22 protein-coding genes and 1 riboswitch are annotated in these 25,374 nt (G+C 68.4%); of the genes, 8 read left to right on the top strand and 14 right to left on the bottom strand.

Going from position 1 to position 25,374, the window contains the following annotated elements:
• Positions 1-160: 160 nt before the first annotated feature.
• From ACFYPC_RS02585 to ACFYPC_RS02570, 4 genes are all read right to left on the bottom strand, one after another.
• Positions 161-1,660, bottom strand: coding sequence for a glycoside hydrolase family 3 protein (locus tag ACFYPC_RS02585; RefSeq protein WP_388669475.1), 1,500 nt, complete (start codon positions 1,658-1,660; stop codon positions 161-163).
• 9 nt (positions 1,661-1,669) lie between these two features.
• Entirely contained in the window at positions 1,670-2,500 is an 831-nt protein-coding gene (locus tag ACFYPC_RS02580) for a carbohydrate ABC transporter permease (protein ID WP_388669472.1), read from the bottom strand.
• A complete protein-coding gene (locus ACFYPC_RS02575) occupies positions 2,497-3,486 on the bottom strand; it encodes a carbohydrate ABC transporter permease (protein ID WP_388669469.1) in 990 nt (329 codons plus the stop codon). The genes ACFYPC_RS02580 and ACFYPC_RS02575 overlap by 4 nt, the downstream gene beginning before the upstream one ends.
• Before the next feature lie 81 nt (positions 3,487-3,567).
• On the bottom strand, positions 3,568-4,839 hold the full coding sequence (locus tag ACFYPC_RS02570; RefSeq protein ID WP_388669466.1) for an extracellular solute-binding protein: 1,272 nt from the start codon (positions 4,837-4,839) through the stop codon (positions 3,568-3,570).
• A 404-nt stretch (positions 4,840-5,243) separates the two neighbouring features.
• Here ACFYPC_RS02570 and ACFYPC_RS02565 point away from each other — a divergent pair, with 404 nt between their 5' ends.
• The 7 genes from ACFYPC_RS02565 to ACFYPC_RS02535 all read left to right on the top strand — a co-directional run bounded on the left by ACFYPC_RS02565 (position 5,244) and on the right by ACFYPC_RS02535 (position 14,423).
• The gene (locus ACFYPC_RS02565) at positions 5,244-6,008 is read left to right on the top strand and encodes a GntR family transcriptional regulator (protein WP_384382628.1); all 765 of its coding nucleotides are present in this window, start codon (positions 5,244-5,246) and stop codon (positions 6,006-6,008) included.
• 114 nt (positions 6,009-6,122) lie between these two features.
• Positions 6,123-8,261 (top strand): carbon starvation CstA family protein, encoded by a 2,139-nt coding sequence (locus tag ACFYPC_RS02560; protein WP_388669463.1) that lies wholly within the window; start codon positions 6,123-6,125, stop codon positions 8,259-8,261.
• Complete coding sequence (locus ACFYPC_RS02555) at positions 8,233-8,433, top strand: YbdD/YjiX family protein (protein ID WP_388669460.1); 201 nt, start codon at positions 8,233-8,235, stop codon at positions 8,431-8,433. Before ACFYPC_RS02560 ends, ACFYPC_RS02555 begins: the two co-directional genes overlap by 29 nt.
• Before the next feature lie 130 nt (positions 8,434-8,563).
• Positions 8,564-8,818 (top strand): DUF3311 domain-containing protein, encoded by a 255-nt coding sequence (locus tag ACFYPC_RS02550; RefSeq protein WP_388669457.1) that lies wholly within the window; start codon positions 8,564-8,566, stop codon positions 8,816-8,818.
• Complete coding sequence (gene mctP / locus ACFYPC_RS02545; protein ID WP_388669454.1) at positions 8,815-10,425, top strand: monocarboxylate uptake permease MctP; 1,611 nt, start codon at positions 8,815-8,817, stop codon at positions 10,423-10,425. Before ACFYPC_RS02550 ends, mctP begins: the two co-directional genes overlap by 4 nt.
• A 298-nt stretch (positions 10,426-10,723) precedes the next feature.
• Positions 10,724-10,882: riboswitch (cobalamin riboswitch) on the top strand.
• A 134-nt stretch (positions 10,883-11,016) separates the two neighbouring features.
• Positions 11,017-13,413 carry a ribonucleoside-diphosphate reductase subunit alpha gene (locus tag ACFYPC_RS02540; protein WP_388669451.1) on the top strand — a complete coding sequence of 799 codons (2,397 nt, stop codon included), beginning with the start codon at positions 11,017-11,019 and terminating at the stop codon, positions 13,411-13,413.
• A gap of 53 nt (positions 13,414-13,466) precedes the next feature.
• On the top strand, positions 13,467-14,423 hold the full coding sequence (locus ACFYPC_RS02535; protein ID WP_388670030.1) for a ribonucleotide-diphosphate reductase subunit beta: 957 nt from the start codon (positions 13,467-13,469) through the stop codon (positions 14,421-14,423).
• Positions 14,424-14,531: 108 nt separating this feature from the next.
• On the opposite strand, the gene ACFYPC_RS02530 is transcribed toward ACFYPC_RS02535, so the two are convergent.
• Positions 14,532-14,726 (bottom strand): hypothetical protein, encoded by a 195-nt coding sequence (locus ACFYPC_RS02530; protein WP_388669448.1) that lies wholly within the window; start codon positions 14,724-14,726, stop codon positions 14,532-14,534.
• A gap of 184 nt (positions 14,727-14,910) precedes the next feature.
• Here ACFYPC_RS02530 and ACFYPC_RS02525 point away from each other — a divergent pair, with 184 nt between their 5' ends.
• Entirely contained in the window at positions 14,911-15,876 is a 966-nt protein-coding gene (locus ACFYPC_RS02525) for a GlxA family transcriptional regulator (RefSeq protein WP_388669445.1), read from the top strand.
• 24 nt (positions 15,877-15,900) lie between these two features.
• Here ACFYPC_RS02525 and ACFYPC_RS02520 read toward each other — a convergent pair whose 3' ends face one another.
• The 9 genes from ACFYPC_RS02520 to ACFYPC_RS02480 all read right to left on the bottom strand — a co-directional run bounded on the left by ACFYPC_RS02520 (position 15,901) and on the right by ACFYPC_RS02480 (position 25,351).
• Entirely contained in the window at positions 15,901-17,271 is a 1,371-nt protein-coding gene (locus tag ACFYPC_RS02520) for a cytochrome P450 (RefSeq protein ID WP_388669442.1), read from the bottom strand.
• Positions 17,268-18,353, bottom strand: coding sequence for an epi-isozizaene synthase (cyc1, locus tag ACFYPC_RS02515; protein WP_388669438.1), 1,086 nt, complete (start codon positions 18,351-18,353; stop codon positions 17,268-17,270). The genes ACFYPC_RS02520 and cyc1 overlap by 4 nt, the downstream gene beginning before the upstream one ends.
• A gap of 404 nt (positions 18,354-18,757) precedes the next feature.
• Positions 18,758-19,408 carry a peptide deformylase gene (def, locus tag ACFYPC_RS02510; protein ID WP_388669435.1) on the bottom strand — a complete coding sequence of 217 codons (651 nt, stop codon included), beginning with the start codon at positions 19,406-19,408 and terminating at the stop codon, positions 18,758-18,760.
• 91 nt (positions 19,409-19,499) lie between these two features.
• Positions 19,500-20,480: a tetratricopeptide repeat protein gene (locus ACFYPC_RS02505; RefSeq protein ID WP_384382639.1), complete on the bottom strand. Its 981-nt coding sequence runs from the start codon at positions 20,478-20,480 to the stop codon at positions 19,500-19,502.
• 227 nt (positions 20,481-20,707) lie between these two features.
• Positions 20,708-21,937 carry an HD-GYP domain-containing protein gene (locus ACFYPC_RS02500; protein ID WP_388669432.1) on the bottom strand — a complete coding sequence of 410 codons (1,230 nt, stop codon included), beginning with the start codon at positions 21,935-21,937 and terminating at the stop codon, positions 20,708-20,710.
• Positions 21,934-23,322 (bottom strand): HD-GYP domain-containing protein, encoded by a 1,389-nt coding sequence (locus ACFYPC_RS02495; protein ID WP_388669429.1) that lies wholly within the window; start codon positions 23,320-23,322, stop codon positions 21,934-21,936. The genes ACFYPC_RS02500 and ACFYPC_RS02495 overlap by 4 nt, the downstream gene beginning before the upstream one ends.
• Positions 23,323-23,474: 152 nt before the next feature.
• On the bottom strand, positions 23,475-23,777 hold the full coding sequence (gene rsrA, locus ACFYPC_RS02490; protein WP_388669426.1) for a mycothiol system anti-sigma-R factor: 303 nt from the start codon (positions 23,775-23,777) through the stop codon (positions 23,475-23,477).
• Positions 23,774-24,466, bottom strand: a complete 693-nt coding sequence (sigR, locus tag ACFYPC_RS02485) for an RNA polymerase sigma factor SigR (RefSeq protein WP_388670027.1) — start codon at positions 24,464-24,466, stop codon at positions 23,774-23,776. The genes rsrA and sigR overlap by 4 nt, the downstream gene beginning before the upstream one ends.
• A gap of 258 nt (positions 24,467-24,724) precedes the next feature.
• Complete coding sequence (locus ACFYPC_RS02480; RefSeq protein WP_388669423.1) at positions 24,725-25,351, bottom strand: alpha/beta family hydrolase; 627 nt, start codon at positions 25,349-25,351, stop codon at positions 24,725-24,727.
• Between the last annotated feature and the right edge of the window lie 23 nt (positions 25,352-25,374).

Here is a 25,374-nt window from a genome sequence, read left to right as displayed (position 1 = left end):
TCGGAGCACGAAGCCGGATCCGCAGCCGCAGCCGCAGCCGCGGAAGGCTCGGAGCACAGCCGCGGATACCCGGTCGCTGCCGGGAAGCAAATGAGCGAAGGTGCCTGGCCACCCCCCGTGGGCGGCCAGGCACCTTCGTATATGGGGAACCGCGGGGCTGTTACGGCCCCGCGATGACCTCCGCCGCCGCTCGGCCGCACACGTTCGCCGCGCCGTGCGTGGCGATGTGGAGGGCGCCCCTCGGCGGGGCCTGGGGTACGCCCATCTCGACCACGATCGTGTCGGGGCGGGCGGCGAGGAGGGTGTCGAGGGCCGCCGCCATCCAGGGGTGACGGTGTTCGTCACGGACGACGGCGACGATGCGCCGGGTGCCCGCCACGGAGAGCGCCACCGGACCGGCGTCCTCACCGGCGAAGCTGCCGGCCTCCGTGCCCGGGAGCAGACGGCTGAGTTCCGCCGTCACACCCCAGGGGGTCTCGTCGCCGACCGCGATGTTCGAGACAGGGGTGAGGGCGGCGACGTACGGCGCGTCGGTGACCGGGACGTACGCCTCGGTGCGCGTCACGGTGAGAGCGCGACGGGCGGCGACGAGTCCGACCTCGGCAAGCCCGTCCGTGCCAACGGCCGTCCTCGATCCGGCGGAAGCCGCGGAGGCCGTCCACCGGGCGAGCGCCCGCACCCGCTCCGCAGCGTCCGCGAGGCGTTCCTCGGGGAGTTCACCGTTGCGCACCGCCGAGACGAGGGCGTCGCGCAGGAGACGTACGGTGTCGTCGTCCGACAGCCCGCCGCCCACGCAGATCGCGTCGGCGCCCGCGGCGATGGCGAGGACGCTGCCGCGCTGGATGCCATAGGTGGCGGCGATGGCCTGCATCTCCATGCCGTCGGTGACGATGAGGCCGTCGTAGCCGAGCTCCTCGCGGAGCAGGCCCTGGAGGATGCGCGGGGAGAGGGTGGCCGGGCGGTCGGGATCCAGCGCCGGGACCAGGATGTGCGCGCTCATCACCGCGCGGGTGCCGGCGGCGATCGCGGCCCGGAACGGGGCGAGTTCGCGGGCGTCGAGCACCGACAGGTCGGCGTCGATGCGCGGCAGCGCGTGGTGCGAGTCGACCGCCGTGTCGCCGTGCCCCGGGAAGTGCTTGGTGCAGGCCGCGACGCCCGCCGCCTGGAGCCCGGTGACGTAGGCAGCCGTGTGCCTGGCCACCAGGTCGGTGTCGGCGCCGAAGGAACGTACGCCGATCACGGGGTTGCCCGGGTTCGAGTTCACGTCCGCGGACGGGGCCCAATTGAGGTTCACCCCGCACGCGGCAAGGCGACGGCCGAGCTCGAAGGCGACGTCCTGGGTCAGGGAGACGTCGTCGACCGCGCCCAGGGCGTGGTTGCCGGGGAAGGAGGAGCCGGTGTGGACCTCCAGGCGGGTGACGTCGCCGCTCTCCTCGTCGATGGCGACGAGGATGTCGTCGCGTTCGGCGCGCAACTGGGCGGTCAGGGCCGCGACCTGGTCGGGGGTGGCGATGTTGCGGCCGAACAGGCCGACCGAGGCCAGGCCCTCTCCCAGGTGCCGGAGCAGCCAGTCGGGGGCCGTGGTCCCTGTGAAGCCGGGCTGGAGGACAGTCAGCGCGTCGCGCGTGAGCGTGTCCGTACCACTGGCGAGTGTCGTCATCGGTCGGCGTTATCCCTTCACAGCGCCTGAGGTGAGGCCACTGACGGCCTTTCGCTGAAGGAAGACGAAGAGGACCAGGATGGGGATGGCGAAGAGCGAGGACGCCGCCATCGTGGCCCCCCAGTCGTCTCCGAAGACCGTCTTGAAGCTGTTCAGCCACAGCGGGAGGGTCTGGGACTCGATGTCCTTGTTGACGATGAGGACCATCGGGAACTCGTTCCAGGCACTGATGAACCCGAAGAGCGAGGTGGCCATCAGGCCGGGTGCGAGCAGCGGGAAGATCACCTTGATGAAGGCCTGGGTGCGGGTGCAGCCGTCGACCATGGCCGACTCCTCCAGCTCCTTCGGCACGGCGGCGACGTACCCGCGCAGCGTCAGGATGGTGAACGGCAGCACCATGACCATGTAGAAGAAGGTCAGGGGAACCAGGCTGTTCAGCATGTCGGCGTCGCGCACGATCATGTAGACCGCGATGACCATGACCTCCCAGGGGGCCATCTGCGCGATCATGAACGTGAGGATGAAGCCGCGCCGCCCCTTGAACCGCATACGTGCCAGCGCGAACGACGCGAACAGTGCGATGACGAGCGACATCAGCACCGAGAGCACCGTGACCGTCAGGGAGTTGCCGACCAGCGTCCAGAAGTGGTCCGCGTCCATGGCTGTCTTGAAGTGCTCAAGGGTCGCCTCGGTCGGGAAGAAGACGGGGGTTTCGGAGATGATGTCGCCGGTCGGCTTGAAGGCCGTGGCGAACATCCAGTACACGGGGAACGCGAGGATCACGAAGAGGACGATCGCCGTCGCGTTGGGCCACAGGCGGCCCATCAGGGAGCGCTTCACAGCTCGTCCTCCTCCTGCTTGATGACGGTCCGGAGGTAGTACGCGGTCAGGGCCAGCAGCGTCAGGATGGTGAGGAACGAGATCGCCGCGCCCATGCCGAAGTGCTGGTTGCCGACGCCCTCGACAAAGGCGTAGATCGGCAGGGTCTCGGTGAGCCGGTCGGGGCCGCCCTGGTTCATCGCGAAGATCTGCGTGAACGCTTTGAAGATCCAGATGACCTCAAGGAAGGTCGTCGCCCACAGGAACGGGCGCAGGAAGGGGAAGGTCACCGAGGTGAAGGACTTCCAGCCACCGGCACCGTCCAGGGCGGCTGCCTCGTACAGCTCCTTGGGGATCGTGGTCGACGCGGCGTAGAGGTTGATCGCCACGAAGGGGACCGACTGCCAGACGAGCAGCAGAATGATCACGGAGAAGGTGGAGAACTGGGTGCCGAACCAGTTGTAGTCGGCCATGGAGTGCCAGCCGAGCCTGTCCAGCATCCAGTTGACGACGCCGAAGCGCTGGGCGAACAGCCACTGGTAGACGGTGGTCGCCGCGACCATCGGCATCGCCCAGGCCAGTACCAGGCCGAGCAGCAGCGTCAGCCGCATGCGCTTGCCGAGCCGGGCGAGGAGCAGGCCGACGAGGGTACCGAGCACCATGATCAGGGCGACGTTGATGGCGGTGAAGACGACCGACCGTACGACGACGTTCCAGAATTCGGAGCCGGACAGAACCTCTTTGTAGTTCTCGATCCCGTTCCACTCGGTGAGGTGGAGGATCAACTGCCGTGGGTTCAGGTTCTGGAACGACAGCATGCCGTTCTTCACCAACGGCCAGCCCAGGAGCACGGCGGTGGCCGCAATCGCGGGCAGCAGGAGCAGATAGGGGGCGGACGCGCCGCCTCGCTTCCGCGTCGGGTTCTGTCCCTCACCCGGTGGGGGTACGTCGGACTTGTCTGTCCCGGCCGCCGGGACTGAGTCCGCGCGTTCGGTCTGCACTGACATGCTCGCCATCTCTCTGTGGCCCTACTGGTCATGCCCCACGGCGTCGGGGCGCCCCGTGGGGAGGGCGCCCCGCGCGGGCGATCAGCTCGTCTGCGAGAGACGCTTGTTGATCTCGTCCTCGACCTGTGCGGCCGCCTCGGCGGGCGACTTACCGTTCAGCACGGCGGTCATGTAGGACTTGATCGGGTTCGGGTCGTTCTCCACGGCGGCCCACTCGGGGATCAGCGGCGTGGTGCCACCGAAGGCCGCGGCCGGGGCGGCTGCCACGGCGGCGGGGTTGGCCGCCAGGTTGGACTCCAGCGACACCTTGTTCGGGATGACGCCGTTCTCCTTGGCGAGCGCGCCCTCGAACTTGTCGGACAGGGCCAGCTTCAGGAACTCCTTGGCGAGCTCCTGCTTCTCGCTGCCGGCGGCCACCGCGAAGTTGGAGCCGCCGAGGAAGACACCCTCGGGCTTGTCGGCCGTCTCACCCGGGATGGTGAAGTAGCCGATGTCCTTCTCGATGGCCTTGTTGGCCGCGATGGCGGTGCCGGCCTCCCAGCCCATGCCGATGAAGGCGCCGACGTTGCCCTTGGCGAAGACGTCGGCCTGCTGCGGGGTCGCCTCGTCCTTGTCCTTGGGGGCGTCGGAGAAGGACTGGTACTCCTTGTAGATCTCCATGGCCGCGGCGACCTTCGGGTCCGCGAGGTTGGAGACGTACTTGTCGCCGTCCTTCTTCACCAGGTCGGCACCCTGGCCGATGGTGAGGCCGTCGAAGAAGTACCAGTTCTGACCCGGCAGGTAGAGCGGCTCGGCGTCGGTCTTGCTCTCGATGGCCTTGAGGTCCGTGAAGAACTCGTCACGGGTCTTCGGGGTGTCCGTGATGCCGGCGTCGGCCCAGACCTTCTTGTTGTAGATGACGACGCGGTTGGCGAAGTACCACGGAGCCGCGTACTGCTTGCCGTCGAAGACGGAGGACTCGTTGAGGGCCTCGGTCCAGTCGGTGCCGATCTCCGACTTGAGGTCACTCAGGTCGGCGAGACCGCCGGTGGCCGCGTAGGCGGGGGTCTGGGTGTTGCCGACCTCGATGACGTCCGGCGGGTTCTCCTCGGAGAGCGCCGTGGTGATCTTCTGCTGGATGCCGTCCCACTGCTGGGTCTCGAACTTCAGCGTGGCGCCGGTCTGCTTCTCGAATTCCGCCGTCAGGTCCTTGGTCCAGCCGGGAGGGGTCGAGCCGTCCATCGCCCACACGGTCAGGGTGTCGCCCTTGAAGCCGTCGGCGCCGGTGTCGCTGCCCCCGTCGTCGCCCCCACATGCTGCGATGGAGACCATCATTCCCGCGATACCGATCGCGGCTATCAGCTTGCGCTTCACGCCATCCTCCTCAGGGATGCCACAATCCCCCCTGCCCACCGCGTGACACACGCCGAGTACTGCCCGTGGGGCTGGGACCTGGACCAATGGTGTAGACCAGTACGGGGAGCTTGGCCTAGACCTAGAACGGGTGTCAAGGGTGTACAAGCACGTCCAGTCGGACGTTATGGGACCGACATACGCAGGGACCTTTAAGTAGGTAAGTGGCATAACAGGCGGGCGCGTTCACCCGTACGCTCAGCCGGTCCGTGCTCGATGGACTAGACCAACCATGAACGCCGACGGTATAAGAGGGGGTCACGGAGCGTGCGGGGGGATACTCGCACGACAAGCCGTGCCACGATGTGAGCCGTGGCCGATCGGTTATGTCGGCCGCTTCGGCACCGGAGCCGGGAAGGCAGGACATGAGCACCGACGTCAGCAGTGCGGAGAACGAGGGTGGGGCCCCCATCCGTACCGCGCGCGTGCCCAAGTACTACCGCCTGAAGAAACACCTTCTCGACATGACGGAGACGCTCCCGCCGGGCACCCCGGTGCCGCCCGAGCGCACCCTGGCCGCGGAGTTCGACACCTCCCGCACGACCGTCCGTCAGGCCCTCCAGGAACTGGTCGTCGAGGGCCGCCTCGAACGCATCCAGGGCAAGGGTACGTTCGTCGCCAAGCCGAAGGTCTCCCAGGCGCTGCAACTCACCTCGTACACCGAGGACATGCGTGCCCAGGGCCTCGAACCCACCTCGCAGCTCCTGGACATCGGCTACATCACCGCCGACGAGACCCTCGCCGGCCTGCTCGACATCACCGCGGGCGGCCGCATCCTGCGCATCGAGCGGCTGCGCCTGGCGAGCGGCGAACCGATGGCGATCGAGACGACCCACCTGTCGGCGAAGAGGTTCCCCGCCCTGCGCAGGTCGCTCGTCAAGTACACCTCGCTCTACACCGCGCTCGCCGAGGTGTACGACGTCCACCTCGCCGAGGCCGAGGAGACCATCGAGACCTCGCTGGCCACCCCGCGCGAGGCCGGCCTGCTCGGCACCGACGTCGGCCTGCCCATGCTGATGCTCTCCCGCCACTCGCTCGACAGACACGGCGAGCCGGTGGAGTGGGTGCGGTCGGTGTACCGGGGGGACCGGTACAAGTTCGTGGCGCGCCTGAAGCGCCCCCAGGACTAGCGGTGCTCATGCTCCCCCAGGAATAAAGCACTTGGGGTGGTGCAGGAGGCGTAGCGCTACTCCTCTTCCTGTTCTACGGTCCCCCCGTCATCGCATGGACGGGAGGACGACCCGGTGCGCACCGCGAACACTCGATCCATCGTCATCTGGACCCTCGTCGCGCTGGTAGGTGCCGCGGGCTGGTCCGTACTCGCGCTCTCGCGGGGCGAGGAGGTGTCGGCCGCCTGGATGATCGCCGCCGCGCTCTGCTCGTACGCCATCGCCTATCGCTTCTACTCGAAGTTCATCGCCTACAAGGTGCTCAAACTCGACAGCACCCGGGCGACCCCGGCGGAGCGGCTGAACGACGGCATCGACTTCCATCCGACCGACCGGCGCGTGCTGCTCGGCCACCACTTCGCCGCGATCGCGGGGGCGGGCCCGCTCGTCGGCCCCGTACTGGCCGCGCAGATGGGCTACTTGCCCGGCACCATCTGGATCATCGTCGGCGTGATCTTCGCGGGCGCGGTCCAGGACATGGTCGTCCTGTTCTTCTCCACGCGCCGCGACGGCCGCTCGCTGGGGCAGATGGCCCGCGAGGAGATCGGCCCGTTCGGCGGGGCCGCCGCGCTGGTCGCCACCTTCGCCATCATGATCATCCTGCTCGGCGTGCTCGCCCTGGTCATCGTCAACGCGCTCGCGCAGTCGCCGTGGGGCACCTTCTCCATCGCGATGACCATCCCGATCGCGCTGCTGATGGGCTTCTACATGCGGGTGCTGCGGCCGGGACGGGTCACCGAGGTGTCGTTGATCGGCGTCGGACTGCTGCTGCTCGCGCTGGTCGCGGGCCGCTGGGTCGCGGAGTCGTCATGGGCCGACACCTTCACCCTCGCCCCCTCCACCCTGGTCATCTGGATGGTGGCGTACGGCTTCATCGCCTCGATCCTCCCCGTGTGGATGCTCCTGGCGCCCCGCGACTACCTCTCCACCTTCATGAAGATCGGCACGATCGCCCTGCTCGCGCTCGGCGTCATCATCGCTCTGCCGACCCTGAAGATGGACCCCGTCACGGACTTCGCCTCGCGGGGCGACGGCCCGGTCTTCGCCGGCTCGCTCTTCCCGTTCGTCTTCATCACCATCGCCTGCGGCGCGCTGTCCGGCTTCCACTCGCTCATCTCCAGCGGCACCACACCGAAGATGATCCAGAAGGAGACGCAGATCCGGATGATCGGGTACGGCTCCATGCTCATGGAGTCGTCGGTCGCCGTGATGGCGCTGGTCGCCGCGAGCATCATCGACCCGGGCCTGTACTTCGCGATGAACGCGCCGGCCGGAGTCATCGGCACCACCGTCGAATCGGCGTCGCAGGCGGTGGCGAACCTCGGCTACACCATCTCGCCCGCGGACCTGGCGAAGGCCGCACAGCAGGTCGAGGAGTCCACCCTCCTCTCCCGCACCGGCGGCGCGCCCACCCTCGCCCTCGGCGTCTCGGAGATCTTCTCCCAGGTAACCGGCGGGAGCCTGCGGGCCTTCTGGTACCACTTCGCGATCATGTTCGAGGCACTGTTCATCCTGACCGCCCTCGACGCGGGCACGCGTGTGGGCCGGTTCATGCTCCAGGACATGCTGGGCAACGTCTACCGGCCCTTCAGGAACGTAAGCTGGAAGCCCGGCCTCGTCATCACCAGCGGCATCGTGTGCGCCCTGTGGGGCTACTTCCTCTGGGTCGGCGTCCACGAGCCGCTGGGCGGCATCAACCAGCTGTTCCCGATCTTCGGCATCTCCAACCAGCTGCTCGCCGCGGTGGCCCTGGCCGTCTGCACGACACTCCTGGTGAAGTCCGGACGCCTCAAGTGGGCCTGGGTGACCGGGGTTCCGCTGATCTGGGACGCGGTCGTCACCCTCACCGCGAGCTGGCAGAAGGTCTTCTCCAGCGACCCGCGCGTGGGCTTCTTCAAGCAGCGTTCGGTGTACCAGGACGGCATCGACGCGGGCAAGGTCCTGCCACCCGCGAAGAACATGGACGACATGCACACGGTCGTCACCAACTCCACGGTGGACGGCGTCCTCGCGGCGGCCCTGGCCGTCCTGGTCATCGTCGTGATCGCGGACGCGGCCCGGGTCTGCATCCGTCACATACGCCGCCCCGCGCTCTCCACCCTGACCGAGGCACCGTACGTGAAGTCGAAGATCATCGCCCCGGCCGGGCTGATCCCGACCAAACAGGAGAAGGCGGAGGAGCTGGATGCGGTCGGTGCTGCACAAGGCGATTAGCGGAGTCCGTTGGTACGTACGGGAATTGACGGACGAATCAGCATACGACCGCCATATCGAGCACATCCGAGAAGGTCACCCCTCCGCGGCCGTCCCCACCCGGCGCGAGTTCGAGCGGATGCGAACGGCCCGCCGGGACAAGGACCCCCGGCAGGGGTTCCGCTGCTGCTGAGGACCCATATACAGCTATCCGGACGTCATTCGCAGACTGACATATGGACAGGGGTTCCGTTTACCTGACCTCGTCGCCTAGATTGCCTGCGCGTTACACCAGGTGATCAGTGAGGGGACGGAGCCGCCATATGTCAGATGCGCCTGAAGTGAAGCCACCAGTGGTGACACCGGTCCGGGTGGTGATCGCCCTCTGCCTGCTCGCGCCGTTCGTCGCGATGCTGTGGGTCGGCTCGTACGCCACGACCGACCCGACCTTCATCGGAATCCCGTTCTTCTACTGGTACCAAATGCTCTGGGTGTTCATCTCGGCCGCCCTCACGATGACCGCGTACAAGCTGTGGCAGCGCGACCAGCGCGCCCGCAAGGGGGGTGCCGGATCATGAACGACGGCGTGAACGGCGTCGCACTCGCCGTCTTCATCTTCTTCTTCCTGGCCGTCACGGTCATGGGCTTCCTGGCCGCACGCTGGCGCAGGGCGGCCGACGGGCAGAGCCTCGACGAATGGGGCCTGGGCGGCCGGTCGTTCGGCACCTGGGTCACCTGGTTCCTGCTGGGCGGCGACCTCTACACGGCGTACACCTTCGTGGCCGTACCGGCCGCGATCTACGCGGCGGGCGCGGCCGGCTTCTTCGCAGTGCCGTACACGATCCTCGTCTACCCGCTGATCTTCACGTTCCTGCCCCGCCTCTGGTCGGTCTCGCACAAGCACGGCTACGTGACGACCTCGGACTTCGTACGAGGCCGCTTCGGCTCGAAGGGCCTGTCCCTCGCCGTAGCAATCACGGGCATTCTCGCCACGATGCCGTACATCGCACTCCAACTGGTCGGCATCCAGGCGGTCCTGGACGTCATGGGCGTAGGAGGCGGCGAGAACACCAACTGGTTCGTCAAGGACCTGCCCCTTCTGATCGCCTTCGGCGTACTGGCCGCGTACACCTACTCCTCGGGCCTCCGCGCCCCCGCCATGATCGCGTTCGTGAAGGACACCCTGATCTACATCGTGATCGCGGTGGCCATCATCTACATCCCGATCAAGCTGGGCGGTTTCGACGAGATCTTCAAGGCGGCGAACGACAAGTACACCGCAGCGGGCGCGGGCGGGACCGTCCCGGCCGAAGCGGGCCAGTGGACGTACGCCACCCTCGCCCTCGGCTCGGCACTGGCCCTGTTCATGTACCCGCACTCGATCACGGCGACGCTCTCCTCCCGCAGCCGCGAGGTGATCCGCCGCAACACCACGATCCTCCCCTTGTACTCCCTCATGCTGGGCCTGCTGGCCCTGCTCGGTTTCATGGCGATCGCGGCCGGAGTGCAGGTGGACAATGCCCAACTCGCCATCCCCCAGCTCTTCGAGAACATGTTCCCGGACTGGTTCGCGGGCGTGGCCTTCGCGGCGATCGGCATCGGCGCCCTGGTCCCCGCCGCCATCATGTCGATCGCGGCGGCGAACCTCTTCACCCGCAACATCTACAAGGACTTCATCAAGCCGGACGCCACTCCCGCCCAGGAGACCAAGGTCTCCAAGCTGGTCTCCCTCCTCGTGAAGGTCGGCGCCCTCGCCTTCGTCCTCACCATGGACAAGACGGTCGCCATCAACTTCCAGCTGCTGGGCGGCATCTGGATCCTGCAGACCTTCCCGGCCCTGGTCGGCGGCCTCTTCACCCGCTGGTTCCACCGCTGGGCCCTTCTGGCGGGCTGGGCCGTCGGCATGCTCTACGGCACCCTCGCGGCGTACGGCGTGGCCTCGCCCACCCAGAAGCACTTCGGCGGCAGCTCCAAGGAGATCCCCGGCATCGGCGAGATCGGCTACATCGGCCTGACGGCGTTCGTCCTGAACGTCCTGGTGACCGTGGTCCTCACCTTCGCCCTCCGCGCCTTCAACGCCCCCGACGGCATCGACGAGACGAGCCCCGAGGACTACACGGCAGACGCCGGCGACAAGGGCGTACAGGTGGAACTCCCGCCGGCCACGGCGGGATCAACGCACTGACCACCGGGTGGGGGCTGGGGGGATTCTTTTCGCCCCCTCCGCCCCTACCCGTCCCTTGTTCCTGGGGGCTACGCCCCCAGACCCCCGCATCGCGCCGAACGCGCTCGTCCTCAAACGCCGGACGGGCTAGTTGGTGCCCACCGGCAGAAGGGGACGTGCCGGAACGTCCGCCCGCAGCGGCTGGCGCGTCAACGCCGCTCCCCTCTTGGGCAACCGATTCCGCGCCTGACCGAGGACGGATGCTCCGGTACGGCCCCGACCCACGACGGCCCGAAGCCGACACGACACACAACATGTGGGGGTACCACAGCGCCCCGGCACAAGATGTATGCTCATGCTCGCTGTCGCCGCAGGGGAATCCGGTGCGAATCCGGAACTGTCCCGCAACGGTGTACTTATGCGCGTTCGTTCGCGTGCGAGTCCAGTCCGAGGACCTGCCGACAGTGCGCCCCGGCCGGCCGGCCCGGGTGACATGACGTCCGGGCCTCGCGGAATGGGCCGGTGGACGCGGCGCATCGCTGCCCAAGAGCGTGCGCTCGTGTGCCCCGCCACCCTCCCCAAGGCCCCGTGCCCAGCGAGGGAGAGCCCCACGTGACCATCGCGCCAGTCGACCCGGCCTCAGCGATTACGCAGCAGGCCCCGGTGGAGACGGACGGCCCCGGTGCCGCACTGCTGCGGACCCTGACGGACCTCACCGCCGACCTCCCCGACGCCGACCCCGGCCGAGTCGCCGCCGCCGCACTGCGCGGCCGGTCCGCACGAGGGGCCTCCGAAATCACCGCGGAGCTGCGCGAGCTGGCCACCGAGGCCGCGGCGGGCCTGATCTCCGAGGACCCCGTCTACTCGAAGCTGGCCGCCCGGCTGCTGACGATCAGCATCGCGGCGGAAGCCGCCTCGCAGGGCGTGCGGACCTTCTCAGACTCGGTCACCGTCGGCCACCGCGAGGGCCTCGTCGCGGACCGCACCGCGGACTTCGTACGCCTGCACACCGCGCGCCTGAACGCACTCATCGACACCGAAGCCGACGACCGCTTCGGCTACTTCGGCCTGCGCACGCTGCACAGCCGCTACCTCCTCCGCCACCCCATCACCCGCAGGGTCATCGAGACGCCCCAGCACTTCATGCTCCGCGTGGCGTCCGGTCTGGCGGAAGACGACACAACGCGCGCCCTCACCGAAGTCGAGGCGCTCTACCGGCTCATGAGCCGCCTCGACTACCTCCCCTCCTCCCCCACCCTCTTCAACTCCGGTACGCGCCACCCCCAGATGTCGTCCTGCTACCTCCTCGACTCCCCGCTGGACGAGCTGGACTCCATCTACGACCGCTACCACCAGGTCGCGCGCCTCTCGAAGCACGCGGGCGGCATCGGCCTGTCGTACTCCCGTATCCGCGCCCGCGGTTCACTGATCCGCGGCACGAACGGGCACTCCAACGGCATCGTCCCGTTCCTGAAGACCCTCGACGCCTCGGTCGCCGCGGTGAACCAGGGCGGCCGGCGCAAGGGCGCGGCCGCGGTCTACCTGGAGACCTGGCACTCCGACATCGAGGAGTTCCTGGAGCTGCGCGACAACACCGGTGAGGAAGCCCGCCGTACGCACAACCTGAACCTCGCGCACTGGATCCCGGACGAGTTCATGCGCCGCGTGAACGAGGACGCCCTCTGGTCGCTCTTCTCCCCGTCCGACGTGCCCGAACTGGTCGACCTGTGGGGCGACGAGTTCGACGCGGCGTACCGCGAGGCGGAAGCCCAGGGCCTCGCAAGGAAAACGATTCCCGCCCGCGACCTCTACGGCCGCATGATGCGCACCCTCGCGCAGACCGGCAACGGCTGGATGACCTTCAAGGACGCCGCCAACCGCACCGCCAACCAGACGGCGGAGCCGGGCCACACCGTCCACTCCTCGAACCTGTGCACCGAGATCCTTGAGGTCACGGACGACGGGGAGACGGCGGTCTGCAACCTGGGCTCGGTGAACCTCGGCGCGTTCGTCGACACGACGGCCGGCGACATCGACTGGGAGCGTCTCGACGAGACCGTCCGCACCGCGGTCACCTTCCTCGACCGGGTCGTCGACATCAACTTCTACCCGACCGAGCAGGCGGGCCGCTCCAACGCCAGGTGGCGCCCGGTCGGCCTCGGCGCGATGGGCCTCCAGGACGTCTTCTTCAAGCTGCGCGTCCCCTTCGACTCGCCGGAGGCCAAGGCACTCTCCACCCGTATCGCCGAGCGCGTCATGCTCGCCGCGTACGAGGCGTCCGCGGACCTCGCCGAGCGCAACGGGCCGCTCCCCGCCTGGGAGAAGACCCGCACCGCCCGCGGCGTCCTGCACCCCGACCACTACGACACCGAGCTGAACTGGCCGGAGCGCTGGAGTGCCCTGCGGGAACGCATCGCCACGACGGGCATGCGCAACTCGCTGCTCCTCGCCATCGCGCCCACCGCCACCATCGCCTCGATCGCGGGCGTCTACGAGTGCATCGAGCCGCAGGTGTCGAACCTGTTCAAGCGCGAGACGCTGTCCGGCGAGTTCCTCCAGGTGAACTCCTACCTGGTCGCCGAGTTGAAGAAGCTCGGCGTGTGGGACGCGCAGACGAGGGAGGCGCTGCGCGAGTCCAATGGCTCGGTGCAGGGCTTCACCTGGGTCCCGCAGGACGTCCGCGACCTGTACCGCACGGCGTGGGAGATCCCGCAGCGCGGCCTGATCGACATGGCCGCCGCCCGCACCCCGTTCCTCGACCAGGCGCAGTCCCTGAACCTCTTCCTGGAGACACCGACCATCGGCAAGCTCTCCTCGATGTACGCGTACGCCTGGAAGTCGGGCCTGAAGACGACGTACTACCTGCGCTCCCGCCCGGCGACCCGCATCGCCCGCGCGGCACAGGCCCAGGCACAGCCCGAAAAGACCATCCCCGTGCAGGCGACCCCCGACGAGGACGCCGTCGCCTGCTCCCTCGAAAACCCCGATTCCTGCGAGGCCTGCCAGTGAGCACCACCCAGAAGAACCTTCTCGACCCGGGCTTCGAACTCACCCTCCGCCCCATGCGCTATCCCGACTTCTACGAGCGCTACCGGGACGCCATCAAGAACACCTGGAGTGTCGAGGAGGTCGACCTCCACTCGGACGTCGCCGATCTCGCGAAGCTGTCGGAGGGCGAGCAGCACATGATCGGCCGGCTGGTCGCGTTCTTCGCGACAGGCGACTCGATCGTGGCGAACAACCTGGTGCTGACCCTCTACAAGCACATCAACTCCCCCGAGGCGCGGCTGTACTTGAGCCGCCAGCTCTTCGAGGAGGCGGTGCACGTCCAGTTCTACCTGACGCTCCTTGACACCTACCTGCCCGATCCGGACGACCGTGCGGCTGCCTTCGACGCGGTGGAGAACATCCCCTCCATCCGCGAGAAGGCCGAGTTCTGCTTCAAGTGGATCAACGAGGTCGAGAAGCTGGACCGCCTGGAGACCCAGGCCGACCGCCGCCGCTTCCTGCTCAACCTCATCTGCTTCGCCGCGTGCATCGAGGGGCTCTTCTTCTACGGTGCCTTCGCGTATGTCTACTGGTTCCGCAGCCGGGGTCTGCTGCACGGCCTGGCGACCGGCACCAACTGGGTGTTCCGCGACGAGACGATGCACATGTCCTTCGCGTTCGAGGTCGTCGACACCGTCCGCAAGGAGGAGCCGGAGCTCTTCGACGACCAGCTCCAGCAGCAGGTGACCGACATGCTGCGGGAGGCCGTCGAGGCCGAGCTGCAGTTCGGGCGCGATCTGTGCGGTGAGGGTCTGCCGGGCATGAACACCGACTCGATGCGCCAGTACCTGGAGTGCGTGGCCGACCAGCGCCTGCAGCGCCTGGGCTTCGCTCCGGTGTACGGCTCGGAGAACCCGTTCTCGTTCATGGAGCTCCAGGGCGTCCAGGAGCTGACCAACTTCTTCGAGCGCCGTGCGTCCGCGTACCAGGTGGCGGTGGAAGGCACCGTCGATCTGGACGAGGACTTCTAGGAACTGCCGCTGTCACAGTGACCGCCCCGGGCCGTGAGGCCGGGGCGGTCACTTTTTTCGTCGCCGCTCATGCCGCTCATGCCGCTTACTCGTCTTACTCGTCGCCGCTCACGCCGCGCGCGCGACATCGTTCGTGGTGAGACCGCGCAGGCCCCGGTCGGCCGAGGCCTGGCCGGACCGGCGCGCTGCCGCCGCCCGCAGCTGCCGGTCGATACGCCGCTCGCGGGTGTGTCCGACCAGTGCGGGAAGGGCCAGGATCAGGAGGATTCCGAGGACGGTGAGTGTGTCTGTGAGTGCGTTCATGTCGTCTACTGTCGCGCCGATCGCCCGCCGAGGTCAGTGGCAGGACTGCCGCACACCCTCGAATTACTGCCACTTCTGAGGCACACTGGTAAGCACGTTGCTGTGCCTGCCCGGGGCCGACCCCCGGTCTCCCGGCCGAAGACGCCGGACAGGCCGGCCCGCCGCCACCAGGCGAGGTGAAGTTGTGCTGAAGAACGTGGCCGTCGCGCTGCTCGACGGCGTACACCCCTTCGAACTCGGCGTCGTCTGCGAGGTGTTCGGCCTCGACCGCGGCGACGAGGGACTGCCCGTGTACGACTTCGCGGCCGTCTCGGCCGAGGGCCCGACGCTCACCACCCACGTCCCCGGGATGACGATCTCCACCCCCTACGGCCTGGACCGCCTCGACGAGGCCGACCTGGTCGTCGTACCGGCCGGCAGCGCCTACGCCGTACGCGACTATCCGCCCCAGCTGCTCGACGCGCTGCGCCGGGCGGTGGACCGAGGCGCCCGGGTGCTCAGCGTCTGCTCCGGCGCCTTCGTGCTCGGCGCGGCCGGACTCCTGGACGGACGGCGCTGTGCTGTGCACTGGCACCATACCGAGATGCTCGCGCGCCAGTATCCGCGCGCGATCGTCGAGCCGGACGTGCTGTACGTCGACGAGGACCCGGTGATCACCTCGGCCGGCACCGCCTCCGGGATCGATGCCTGCCTGCACATCGTGCGCAAGGAGCACGGGCCGGAGGTCGCCAACGCCATCGCGCGGCGCATGGTGGTGCCGCCGCACCGCGACGGAGGCCAGGCCCAGTACATCGAGCGGCCGCTGCCGCGCACCGAGTGCGACACGGTCAGCGAGGTGCTGGTGTGGATGGAGCGCCACCTCGACGAGGAGGTGACCGTCGAACAGCTCGCGGCCCGCGCCCACATGTCGCCCCGCACCTTCGCGCGCCGCTTCCAGCAGGAGACCGGCACCACGCCGTACCGCTGGATCCTGCGTCAACGGGTGCTGCTGGCCCAGGACCTGCTGGAGGCGTCGGACGAGACGATGGACGCGATCGCGGGCCGCACGGGGTTCGGGAACGCGGCGGCGTTGCGCCATCAGTTCGTACGGACTCTGGGGACGACCCCGCAGGCGTACCGGCGCACGTTCAGAGGCCCGCAGGCTGCCTGAACGCGCGCCGGTACGGACGCGGGGTCAGCGCGGAAGGGCCTTCAGCAGCAGCCGGTGCGGCCGCAGCGTGATGCCGACGCGTGTCGCGTCATCGGAGCCCGACACCTGCTCGAAGTGCCACCTGGACGCGACCGTCGCCGTGATGAGACTCAGCTGGGCCATCGAGAAGTGGTCACTCGGGCACTTCCGGTTGCCCACGCTGAACGGGCGCATCGCGTACTTCGGCAGGTCCTTGGACCGTTCCGGAAGCCAGCGATCGGGGTCGAAATCGAGGTGCCGCTCGTACGACAGCGGATCGCGCTGGACCGCGTACGGACTGTAGACGATGTCGGCGCCGGCAGGAATGCGATAGCCCCCCAGCTCGGTTTCGTTCACCGCCCGCCGCGTCAATATCCATACGGCCGGACGCAAACGCATCGCCTCGACGACGACATTGTTCGTGTGCGACAGCTTACGGACGTCGCCGAATGCCACGGGCCGGCCGCCCGTGACGGATTCGACCTCCTCACTGATCCGCCGCGCCTGTTCCGGATATGCAGCGAGGACTTGCAGCAGCCACATGACGGTGGACGCGATGGTTTCGCTGCCGGGGGTGAGTATCGCGACGACTTGGTCGTGGATCTCCTGTTCGTCGATGGGGTCGCCGTTGTCGTCCTTCGCTTCCAGCAATGCTGTCAGCAAATCGTCCGGCTTTTGACCAGATGTACGACGTTCGACGATGATCTCGTCGACAAGTGCGTGCAAATCAGCCAATGCACGATCGAATTTGCGGTAGGCCGGAAGCGGCAGCCGATAGAGCGGTCCCGCCGGGATGACCATGCGCCGGTACATGCCGCGGAAGACGGTGGCGAGCGCGACGCTCAGGCGTTCGGCCCGCTCGTCCATGAACTGGCCGCGCAGCAGGCAGCGGGCCGCGATCCGGACGGCGACGCGGAACGACTCCGAGGTGCAGTCGACGGCCCCTCCGGGCTCCCAGCGTGCCGCGAACGCACGCGCCTCCTCCTCCATGATCGGCCCGTACTCGGGGATGATGTCGAGCCGGAACGCGGGCTGGATCGTCCGCCGCTGGCGTCGGTGCTGCGGCCCGTTGGCGGTGGCGACCCCCTTCTTGCCGAGGAGCCCTTCGAGGGACTCCCACAGCGGGCCGCCTATCGCGTAGTCGGGGTTGAGCGCCAGCGCCCCGGTGAGTTCGGGGGTGGTGACCGCGTACACGGTCTTGGGGCCCAGCTTCAGCCGGACGACGTCGCCGTGGTCGCGGAGCTGGGCCAGGAAGCCGAGCGGGTCACGGACCAGTTTCCAGCCGTGGCCGAGGCCGGGTACTCCGCCGCCCGCGAGGGGTGGGGTGGACAGTTCCAGCGTCCGAGGGACCTCGGGTCGCACAGACTCGACGGTCATTTCTCACCTGCCGCTTCGTTGTTGACGTACGGGGGTGTGGAGCGGTCGTCCCAGCTGTCGACCATGTACCGGCCGGACTCGTGGTGGAACCAGTACACGGAACTGAACCAGTTCCGCATATTGCTCACGCACGCCTTAAGGGCGACGCTCGATTCCTTGCCCTGCACCGTCCCGTCCACGAGAGTGTCCGCGAGCCGCAATACGTCGTTCTCGGCGACCGAGAATTCGCTGATGCATTCCTCGACGCGTCGCCTGACTTCCGTGACGGCTTCTTCCAGGGTCAGCCCCTCGTGGTGAATGAGACTGATTCCGAGATTGTGGACCTCGTCGCCCGCTATTTCCTTGGGGAGCGAACACAGATCGTTGTACCAGGCGGCGAATTCCTGGCTGAGCAGAGCGGCCTTCCGATATGCCGGATGATGTCGCACCGAGACCGGGAGTTCACGCCCCGCACTCGGTTCGAGGAGGTCGGTCCAGATCCAGTGCGCGAAGGTCAGCCGACGGAGTTCGAGATACTCCTCGACCTTGGGAACCGTGCCGGACGTACGGTTGTGGAACTCCCGGTCGTACGCCTCGATCACCGCGTGGAAGTGGAGTGCGAACCGCTCGTTCCACTTCGTGCCGAGGAACGAGTACAACCGCACCATGCTGTCCGCGAACCCCGCGACCAGGGGATCCTCGTGGTGCAGATGGTTCCCGGGTGAGTCGAGGGCCGCGTGCAACTGGAACCTGAGCGTCCGCCAGGCGCCCGGCCGGCCGTGGATCACATCGCGGTCGTGGCGGTCGTCCCAGACGAAGAACCACGCGCTGTAGTCCGCTATCGCCTGCATGACCTCGTCCGGGGCGCCAATGTAGTAGCCCGCCATGAGGTCGGTGTAGCACAGGCCGTCGGCATATTCCTCGACCTTGTCGGGCGGCATCAGCCGCCTTTCGAGGAGCCAGGCCCGGGTGTTCTCCTGGAGCCTGGGCCAATACGGGTGGAGTTGACGGGGAAACTCGGCCTCGATCACCGGGAGAGAGAGCGCCGGTGGAACCGCGACCACTGTTGGTGTCGATGATGTGCTCTGTGAGAAAGCATGCACGAACAAACCCCTCTCAGCCGCCTGTTGACGTCACGCCCCTCCCGCTGTGCCGGGCGTGCGCCGTTGCGTATCCCCGCACTTCCTATTCAGCACCACAACTGACCGTTCTGGGAACGGATTTGCTCCACTCACCGCCCCATGGTGCCGAGAATCTCCCCTTGTATGACTGAATCTGGATCGCTTGATGAGCACATGGGATCGAACGTGCGACACACATACGAACGGCGCCTGATCAGGAGGCCTCTGACCAGGCGCCACGCAGACAGACCATGGTGATGGCTCAGAAGAGATCGCGAGCACCAACTGTCAAATTCTGTCTCAGACGTTCACCGCGACACCTCAGGCGTTCGTCATGGCTGCTCACGCACTCGTGGTGGTTGCTCAGCCGCTCGTCGAGGCCGCGCTCAGCCGTTCGCCACGATCGGGTAGCGAGGCTCGTTCTCGGCCATCTGGCGCAGCGCGTCCTTGCGTTCACGCTTGGAGAGCCGGTCGATGTACAGGTACCCGTACAGGTGGTCCGTCTCGTGCTGGAGGCAGCGTGAGAAGTAACCGGTGCCGCGCACCTTGATCGGGTTGCCCTTCTCGTCCTGCCCGGTGACCTCGGCGTAGTCGGGGCGTGCGAGCGGCGCGTACGCGGTCGGTACGGAGAGGCAGCCCTCGTTGCTGTCGTCCAGGCGGCGCTGCTCGGCGGGCAGTTCGACGAGCACGGGGTTGCAGACCACGCCGGTGTGCCGCTTGCCGTCGTCGTCGGGGCAGTCGTACACGAACACCTTCAGGTCGACGCCGATCTGGTTCGCGGCCAGGCCCACGCCCTCGGCGGTGTGCTGGCTGGCGAACATGTCGGCGACCAACTGCGCCAGCTCGTCGCCGAACTCGGTGACGTCCTTGCACTCCTTGTGCAGCACCGGGTTCCCCACCACGGTGATCGGCCGCGAGGTACCGCGCTCGCGGTAGTCGGCCTCGCGCTCCTCGCAGTCCTCGGTGTCGATGACGAAGCCCTCGTCGTCCACGGGGAGCACGCCCGCGTGCTGCTGATCGGTGTCCTGCTGCGCCATGACCGACGTACGCCTTCCTGGATCCCTGAAATCTGCGGGTACAGCCTACGGGGAACGGCAAGGTGACTTCCCGGCGATCCTCGGCGACCGCTCAGCAGACCTCTTCCAGATCCCGCCAGTCCCGGCTGTCCGGGCTGTCCGCGACCCAGCCGTCGAGCAGTCCGCGCACCAGCGAGGCGGGAGCGGCAAGACCGCACTCGCGCTCGGGCACCCACAGCTGCCCGTCGGTGCGGTGGCCCAGCGGCCCCGGATGGCCGGGCTCGCTGTGATCGTGCGGGTCGAGATGCTCACCGTCACCCTCGTCGGAGGGCATGCGCGACTCGGAGCACATACGGCACAGCAGCCGTACGGACGACGACCAGTCCTCGGCGGCGAAGCCGGCGTCGGCGGCGAGCTGCTCAAGGGCGTCCCGGTCGTCCTCGGTGGCCGCTTCGAGCAGCACCACCCAGGTGGGGACGGGCGACGGCGCCCACAGCTCGATCTCGTCGAACACCGGGTAGGCGTGTCCGGCGGCGGTCGTCCGCTCACCGTGCGGCACCCCGTCGTGCAGGACCACCTCACCCCAGCGCCGCCCGGAGGACGGCAGCGGAATGGACAGCACCTCGATGCGGGCGGGGTCCAGCCGCCGCCCCCACACGACCTCCGCCTCACCCTCGGGAGACAGCCGTACGGCCGCACTGCCGAGGTCCATGCCCACCGGTTCCCCGGAGACGGCGGCGCCGCCGGGCACCCGCAGCCCGTACGCCTGCCAGGCACGGCGGGCCAGCGGCCAGTCCTGGAGGGCGGTCGCGGCAATGCCCACGTTCCACCAGTCGGGTGCGCCCGTCTCCCGGTCGAGGAGGGCCACGGCCCGGAGTCCCGCCGCCCGCGCCTGCTCCCAGTCGTGCCGGAACTTGTGCAGCAGCGCCAGGTTGAACCAGGACTCGGACAGCCACGGCTCCAGGTCCGCGGCGCGCGTCAGCAGCGCGCCCGCGTCCTCGTACCGGCCGTCGCCGATCAGCGTGAACGCACGGTCGGTGGCCTGCCGCCATGAGGCGGAGGGCCGGTGTCGTCCCTTGCCGAAGATCCTCACGATTCCCGCCTGCCAGTTCCTTGCGATTCCCGCCTGCCGGTCCCTCGAAAACTTCCCTGCGGTGTCCCCGGAGGACAGCACAGCTTTGGGCTGGCCCATGCCCCCGAACACCCTCTTCCTCGCATCCAACCACGTACCGTCGGACGGCCGCTCATTACCCATGGGTTACCCAGCCTGGGGCAGGCTAAGGCCGCCCGCCAGTCTCCCGCCACCCTCAAACGGCGCGCTCACGCGACGCTCCCCCGATTTTGCAGCAGCACCCTGGCCAGCGACTCCACGACCTCCGGCTGATAGTCGCGTGCGGTGCCCAGGCGCAGCTTCTCCAGTGCGGTGAGCGGGCCTGTGGGACCTGCTTCCCTGGCCATCTCCTCGTATGCGTTCACGGCCCGCACGATCCGCGCGGTGACCGGTTGCTCCCGGTACGGATCAGCCTGTCGTTCCACCACCACCGCCACCTCCGCGTCGACGCCCGTCTGTCGTACGACGGCGCCGCCCAGCAGCGCTATCCGCCGCTGTTCGTCCGCCGGGAGCACGGCGGTGGCCCCGGCCGGAACCGGGTCGAGAAGGCTGAGCTGTCCGATGTCGTGCATCAGCGCCGCGTACTCCAACACGGTCAGGTCGGGCTCAGAAAGCCCCAGCTCGCGCCCGACGGCCCGGCTGAGCGCGGCCACCCGCCTGGCGTGCCCGGCCGGCGTGTACCCCGCGATCTCGGTCGCCCGGGCCAGCGAGGCGATGGTCTGCCGGTAGGTGACCCGCACAGCGGCGTACCGCCGGAAGGACAGTTGCGTGAGCAGCAGCGGCAGCGAGAACACGGGCAGTGCCCAGAGCCCGACCACCGCGACGGCCAGTGCCATCACGGCCCCCGTCGCACACACGGCGGACCCGATCCCCGCCATGGCCCGCAACTCGTCCCGCAGCAGCGGCCCGAACGGCCACCGGGTCCGCGAATGCGCCATCGCCGCCGCGAGCACGGCATCGCACAGAGCGGTGAGCACCAGCAGGGCGACCAGCAACAGGGCGTACGCCGGACCGCCCCATTCCAGGAACTCCCCCTGGTTGTAGAGGGGTTGGAAGCACACGGCCGCGAATCCGACGGTGAGCACCCGCCGTGTGAGGTGGTCGGCGGTCGGCCCGTGTCCCCTGGCCACATGCGGCACACACCCCAGGAGAGCGGCCGCCGCGACCACCGCGACGACCTGGAGCACCCCGTGATGCGTCGCCTGCCCGGCGTTCTCCCCGAGCAGCGCGTACGACAGCGCCCCCGCGGCCCCGAGCGGGGCGGACTCCCTCTCCTCGGCGCCCCGCCACCGGGTGAGCTCACCCACGGCGATGAGGATGCCGAAGGCGAGGGCTGTACGGCGGTCCTCGACGCCGGTCCAGAGGGTGACGGCGAGGGAGACGAGGGCGAGGAGGAGAGCGAGGGTACGGGCGAGTGTGAGGGCGAGCGGAGTACTCACGGGCCGCTCCGGCCGGCGTTTGTGGGGTGCCCATCCATCCGACTGGAAACCGGTGGCGCAGCGGGTGGGTGAACACCGCCGCGAAGGGGCGTATTCGTGTCAGCCGTAACGGCGGGACGCCACCCGTATCGGGACAGCGCCCGCACCAACGCCTCCACCATCCCCGGATCGAACTGCGCCCCCGCACACCGCTCGAGCTCCTCCAGTGCCGCCGGCACCGGCCGCGCCCGCCGATAGGACCGCGTGGACGTCATCGCGTCGAACGCGTCCGCGACAGCCACCACCCGGGCGAACTCCGGAATCTGCGCCCCGATCAGCCCGTACGGGTACCCGCTCCCGTCCAGCCGCTCATGGTGATGCAGAATCGCCGACCGGGCCTCTCCCAGAAACGCGATCCCCCGCACCATCTCGTGCCCGTACTCGGGATGCAGCTCGATCACCCGCCGCTCCTCGGGAGTCAGCGGCCCGTCCTTCCGCAACAACCGGGTGGGAACCCCCAGCTTCCCCACGTCGTGCAGGATCCCGGCGAACCGCAGCACCTCGGCACGCTCGTCGTCCATGCCGAGTTCACGCGCGATCATCATCGACGCCTGCCCGACCCGCTCACTGTGCCCGCGCGTGTAACCGTCCTTGATGTCAACGGCCTGGACGAGCGCACGAATGGTGGCCTGGTGGGCCGCCCGCTCCCGGTGGTACTGAGCGAACACCCAGCAGGAGACGTACATCGGCAACAGCACGAGCAGCGCGGCGACCGGCCCGTACGGACTGCGCCACAGCACCGCCATCATCAGCCCCGCGAGCCCGTGCACGGCGACGGGCGCGAGCGAGCGCGAAAAGAGCCCGCGCCAGGCGATGCGCGGCGGCACCCGCTCGGCCAGCGCGAGAATGCCGCCGTCCAGGAGGGTGAGCACGAGGCAGAAGGTCAGCACCGCGGCCCCGGCGGACACCAGCGCGTACGGGAAGTGGGGCGCGACCACGGCGTCCCGGCCGCCCAGCGCCCAGTGCACCCGGGAGGCCGCCCAGATGGCGACGGCGAGCTGCGCCGCCCGCCATACCCGGCGCAGCCACCGCGGCCGCTGCTCGACCCGGGCGAACAGGGCCCCGGGCAGCGCGACGAGCGCAGCGGCAGGGGGCGGCAGCAGAAAAGCCCCGGCCAGCAGCACGGGGAGAAAGGTGCCCATCCCTCTGGGGGCCTCGCGGCCGGGCCCACCCGCGGCCCTCGGCCCACGCGGAAGGGTGATCCGCTCGCACCCGGCATACAGCGCCGAGAGCAACGCGACGATCCACCAGGGAACCCGGACGGCGGGCAGTGGGGCCAGACAGGCCAGGGCACCGAGAACGACACAGGCCACATACGCACGGGCCCACGCCGGTACCGACCCCATCTGCTCGTCCCCTCCCCGACTCCAGAACTCCGGAGCCTAGGGCGGCGGGAAAGGCCGGGGCACACCAACGGCCCAATCCGCGGGTTCAGAGCCCACGGATTAGCACGTTCGGGTGACGGGAAGCCCTTTGGGAACGCCTCCGAGCCGGTGGCTCAGGACTCCTGGGGCGTGGCGGCCACATCATGCTCGGGCACGGTCTGCCCGGACCGGATCAGATCGATCCGTCCCATGACCTTGGCACGCAGATCGGTCGGCACATCGTCCTGACCGCAGCACCGCTTGACCAGCTTCTTCACGGCCTGCTCGAGCCCGTACTTCTCCAGGCACGGCGAGCACTCCTCGAAATGCACTTCGAACTTGGTGCAGTCCGCGTCAGGCATCTCGCGGTCGAGGAACTCGTAAAGGTGGTCGAGTACCTCACTGCAGTCCGTCTCGTGCGGCTCTCCGCAGCTCATGAGCCCGAGCCTTTCGCTTCGTTCGACTCTCCGGCACCGGCCGGAACCAGCCCGCGGTCACGCGCGTAGTCCTCGAGCATGCCGCGCAGTTGGCGACGGCCCCGGTGCAGCCGGGACATCACCGTGCCGATGGGTGTCCCCATGATGTCGGCGATCTCTTTGTACGCAAAGCCCTCTACGTCCGCGAGATAGACGGCGATCCGGAATTCCTCGGGGATCGCCTGCAGAGCCGACTTGACGTCCGAGTCGGGCAGGTGGTCGAGCGCCTGCGACTCGGCGGAGCGCAGACCGGTCGACATGTGCGACTCGGCGCGCGCCAGCTGCCAGTCCTCGATCTCCTCGGCCGCACTGCGCTGGGGCTCACGCTGCTTCTTGCGGTACGAGTTGATGAAGGTGTTGGTGAGGATGCGGTAGAGCCACGCCTTGAGGTTGGTGCCTTCACGGAACTGGTGGAAGGACGCGTACGCCTTCGCGTACGTCTCCTGCACCAGGTCCTCGGCGTCGGCCGGATTGCGCGTCATGCGCAGCGCGGCCGAGTACATCTGGTCGAGGAATTCGAGCGCGTCCCGCTCGAAGCGCGCGCTGCGCTCCGTGGACGATTCCGGCGTCGCGTCGCTCGTGCCCTGGCCCTCGGGCTGGTCCGCCTGGCCATGTTCGGTCCCTGCGTCGGTCCCAGTGACCGGACCCACCTCCTCCAGCGACGTAGCGAGACCGAGACCGGTCCCACTGGAATCGGAGGATAGACGAACATCGACACCCGCCGCCGCCCGAATAGGCGCGTTCTTACCCGCGTGCAGCACCGTCCAGTCCAGGTCAGCGCTGCTGTTGCGGCTCGGGCAGATGGTCGAACCCATGCGGCGGACTTCCTCTCGTACGAACGGTCCAGCACGCGCTCCGTGCTGTCTGTACTCCCACAACAGAGGCCCGCCGCTCGGCATTCCCGGGCGTCATCCGAGAGACGAGGCCCACTTCACGACACCGTCAGTGATGATCCTCACAGCCTCGTCCTGTTCGATCGGCGCCCTTTTCGGGACGGCGAATCCATGATCGCCGTACGGCACCTCGACGATGTCGTACGACCCCGCCGGGAACTCCTCGGGCTTCCCGAACGGATCGTTCCCGCCCTGTACGACGAGGGTGGGCACCCCAGAGCCGAGCAGCTCGCCGGCGCGCGACTTCTCGGGTCGGCCCGGCGGGTGCAGGGGGAAACTGAGCGCCAAGGCGGCAGCGGCCCCCAGCTCCACCGCCGTACGACAGGCCACGCGAGCTCCGGCACTGCGCCCGCCCGCGATCACCGGCAGCCCACGCTCGGCCAGCGCGGGCCACACTCCCCGCCACCCCACGTCGAGCGTCTTCGGCGCGGGCGCCACCTTCTTGTCGGCCACCCGCCAGGGCTGCTCGACCAGCGCGACACTCACCCCGTGCGCGGGGAGCACCGCCGCCAACGCCTGAAGGTCCCGCGCCTCGACACCCCCGCCCGCCCCATGACTGACAGCAAGGACAAGCCGCGCGCCAGGCGCCTCACGCCAGGTGACACGGGCCGCACCGGCATCAGTCTCAATGATCTCCGTCACGCCACAGAGTGTGCCCTCTGCAG

It is taken from the genome of Streptomyces sp. NPDC005808 (assembly GCF_042871385.1).
Taxonomy (GTDB): domain Bacteria; phylum Actinomycetota; class Actinomycetes; order Streptomycetales; family Streptomycetaceae; genus Streptomyces.
The sequence above is the reverse complement of the archived record's forward strand: the minus strand, read 5'-3'. Positions and strand labels throughout refer to the sequence as shown.

Coding starts and splice junctions, on each gene's coding strand:
- ACFYPC_RS02585 (WP_388669475.1), bottom strand. CDS start 1,660: ATGACGACACTCGCCAGTGGTACGGACACGCTCACGCGCGACGCGCTG.
- ACFYPC_RS02575 (WP_388669469.1), bottom strand. CDS start 3,486: ATGTCAGTGCAGACCGAACGCGCGGACTCAGTCCCGGCGGCCGGGACA.
- ACFYPC_RS02565 (WP_384382628.1), top strand. CDS start 5,244: ATGAGCACCGACGTCAGCAGTGCGGAGAACGAGGGTGGGGCCCCCATC.
- ACFYPC_RS02555 (WP_388669460.1), top strand. CDS start 8,233: ATGCGGTCGGTGCTGCACAAGGCGATTAGCGGAGTCCGTTGGTACGTA.
- ACFYPC_RS02550 (WP_388669457.1), top strand. CDS start 8,564: ATGTCAGATGCGCCTGAAGTGAAGCCACCAGTGGTGACACCGGTCCGG.
- mctP (WP_388669454.1), top strand. CDS start 8,815: ATGAACGACGGCGTGAACGGCGTCGCACTCGCCGTCTTCATCTTCTTC.
- ACFYPC_RS02535 (WP_388670030.1), top strand. CDS start 13,467: ATGCGCTATCCCGACTTCTACGAGCGCTACCGGGACGCCATCAAGAAC.
- ACFYPC_RS02530 (WP_388669448.1), bottom strand. CDS start 14,726: ATGAACGCACTCACAGACACACTCACCGTCCTCGGAATCCTCCTGATC.
- ACFYPC_RS02520 (WP_388669442.1), bottom strand. CDS start 17,271: ATGACCGTCGAGTCTGTGCGACCCGAGGTCCCTCGGACGCTGGAACTG.
- def (WP_388669435.1), bottom strand. CDS start 19,408: ATGGCGCAGCAGGACACCGATCAGCAGCACGCGGGCGTGCTCCCCGTG.
- ACFYPC_RS02495 (WP_388669429.1), bottom strand. CDS start 23,322: ATGGGGTCGGTACCGGCGTGGGCCCGTGCGTATGTGGCCTGTGTCGTT.
- rsrA (WP_388669426.1), bottom strand. CDS start 23,777: ATGAGCTGCGGAGAGCCGCACGAGACGGACTGCAGTGAGGTACTCGAC.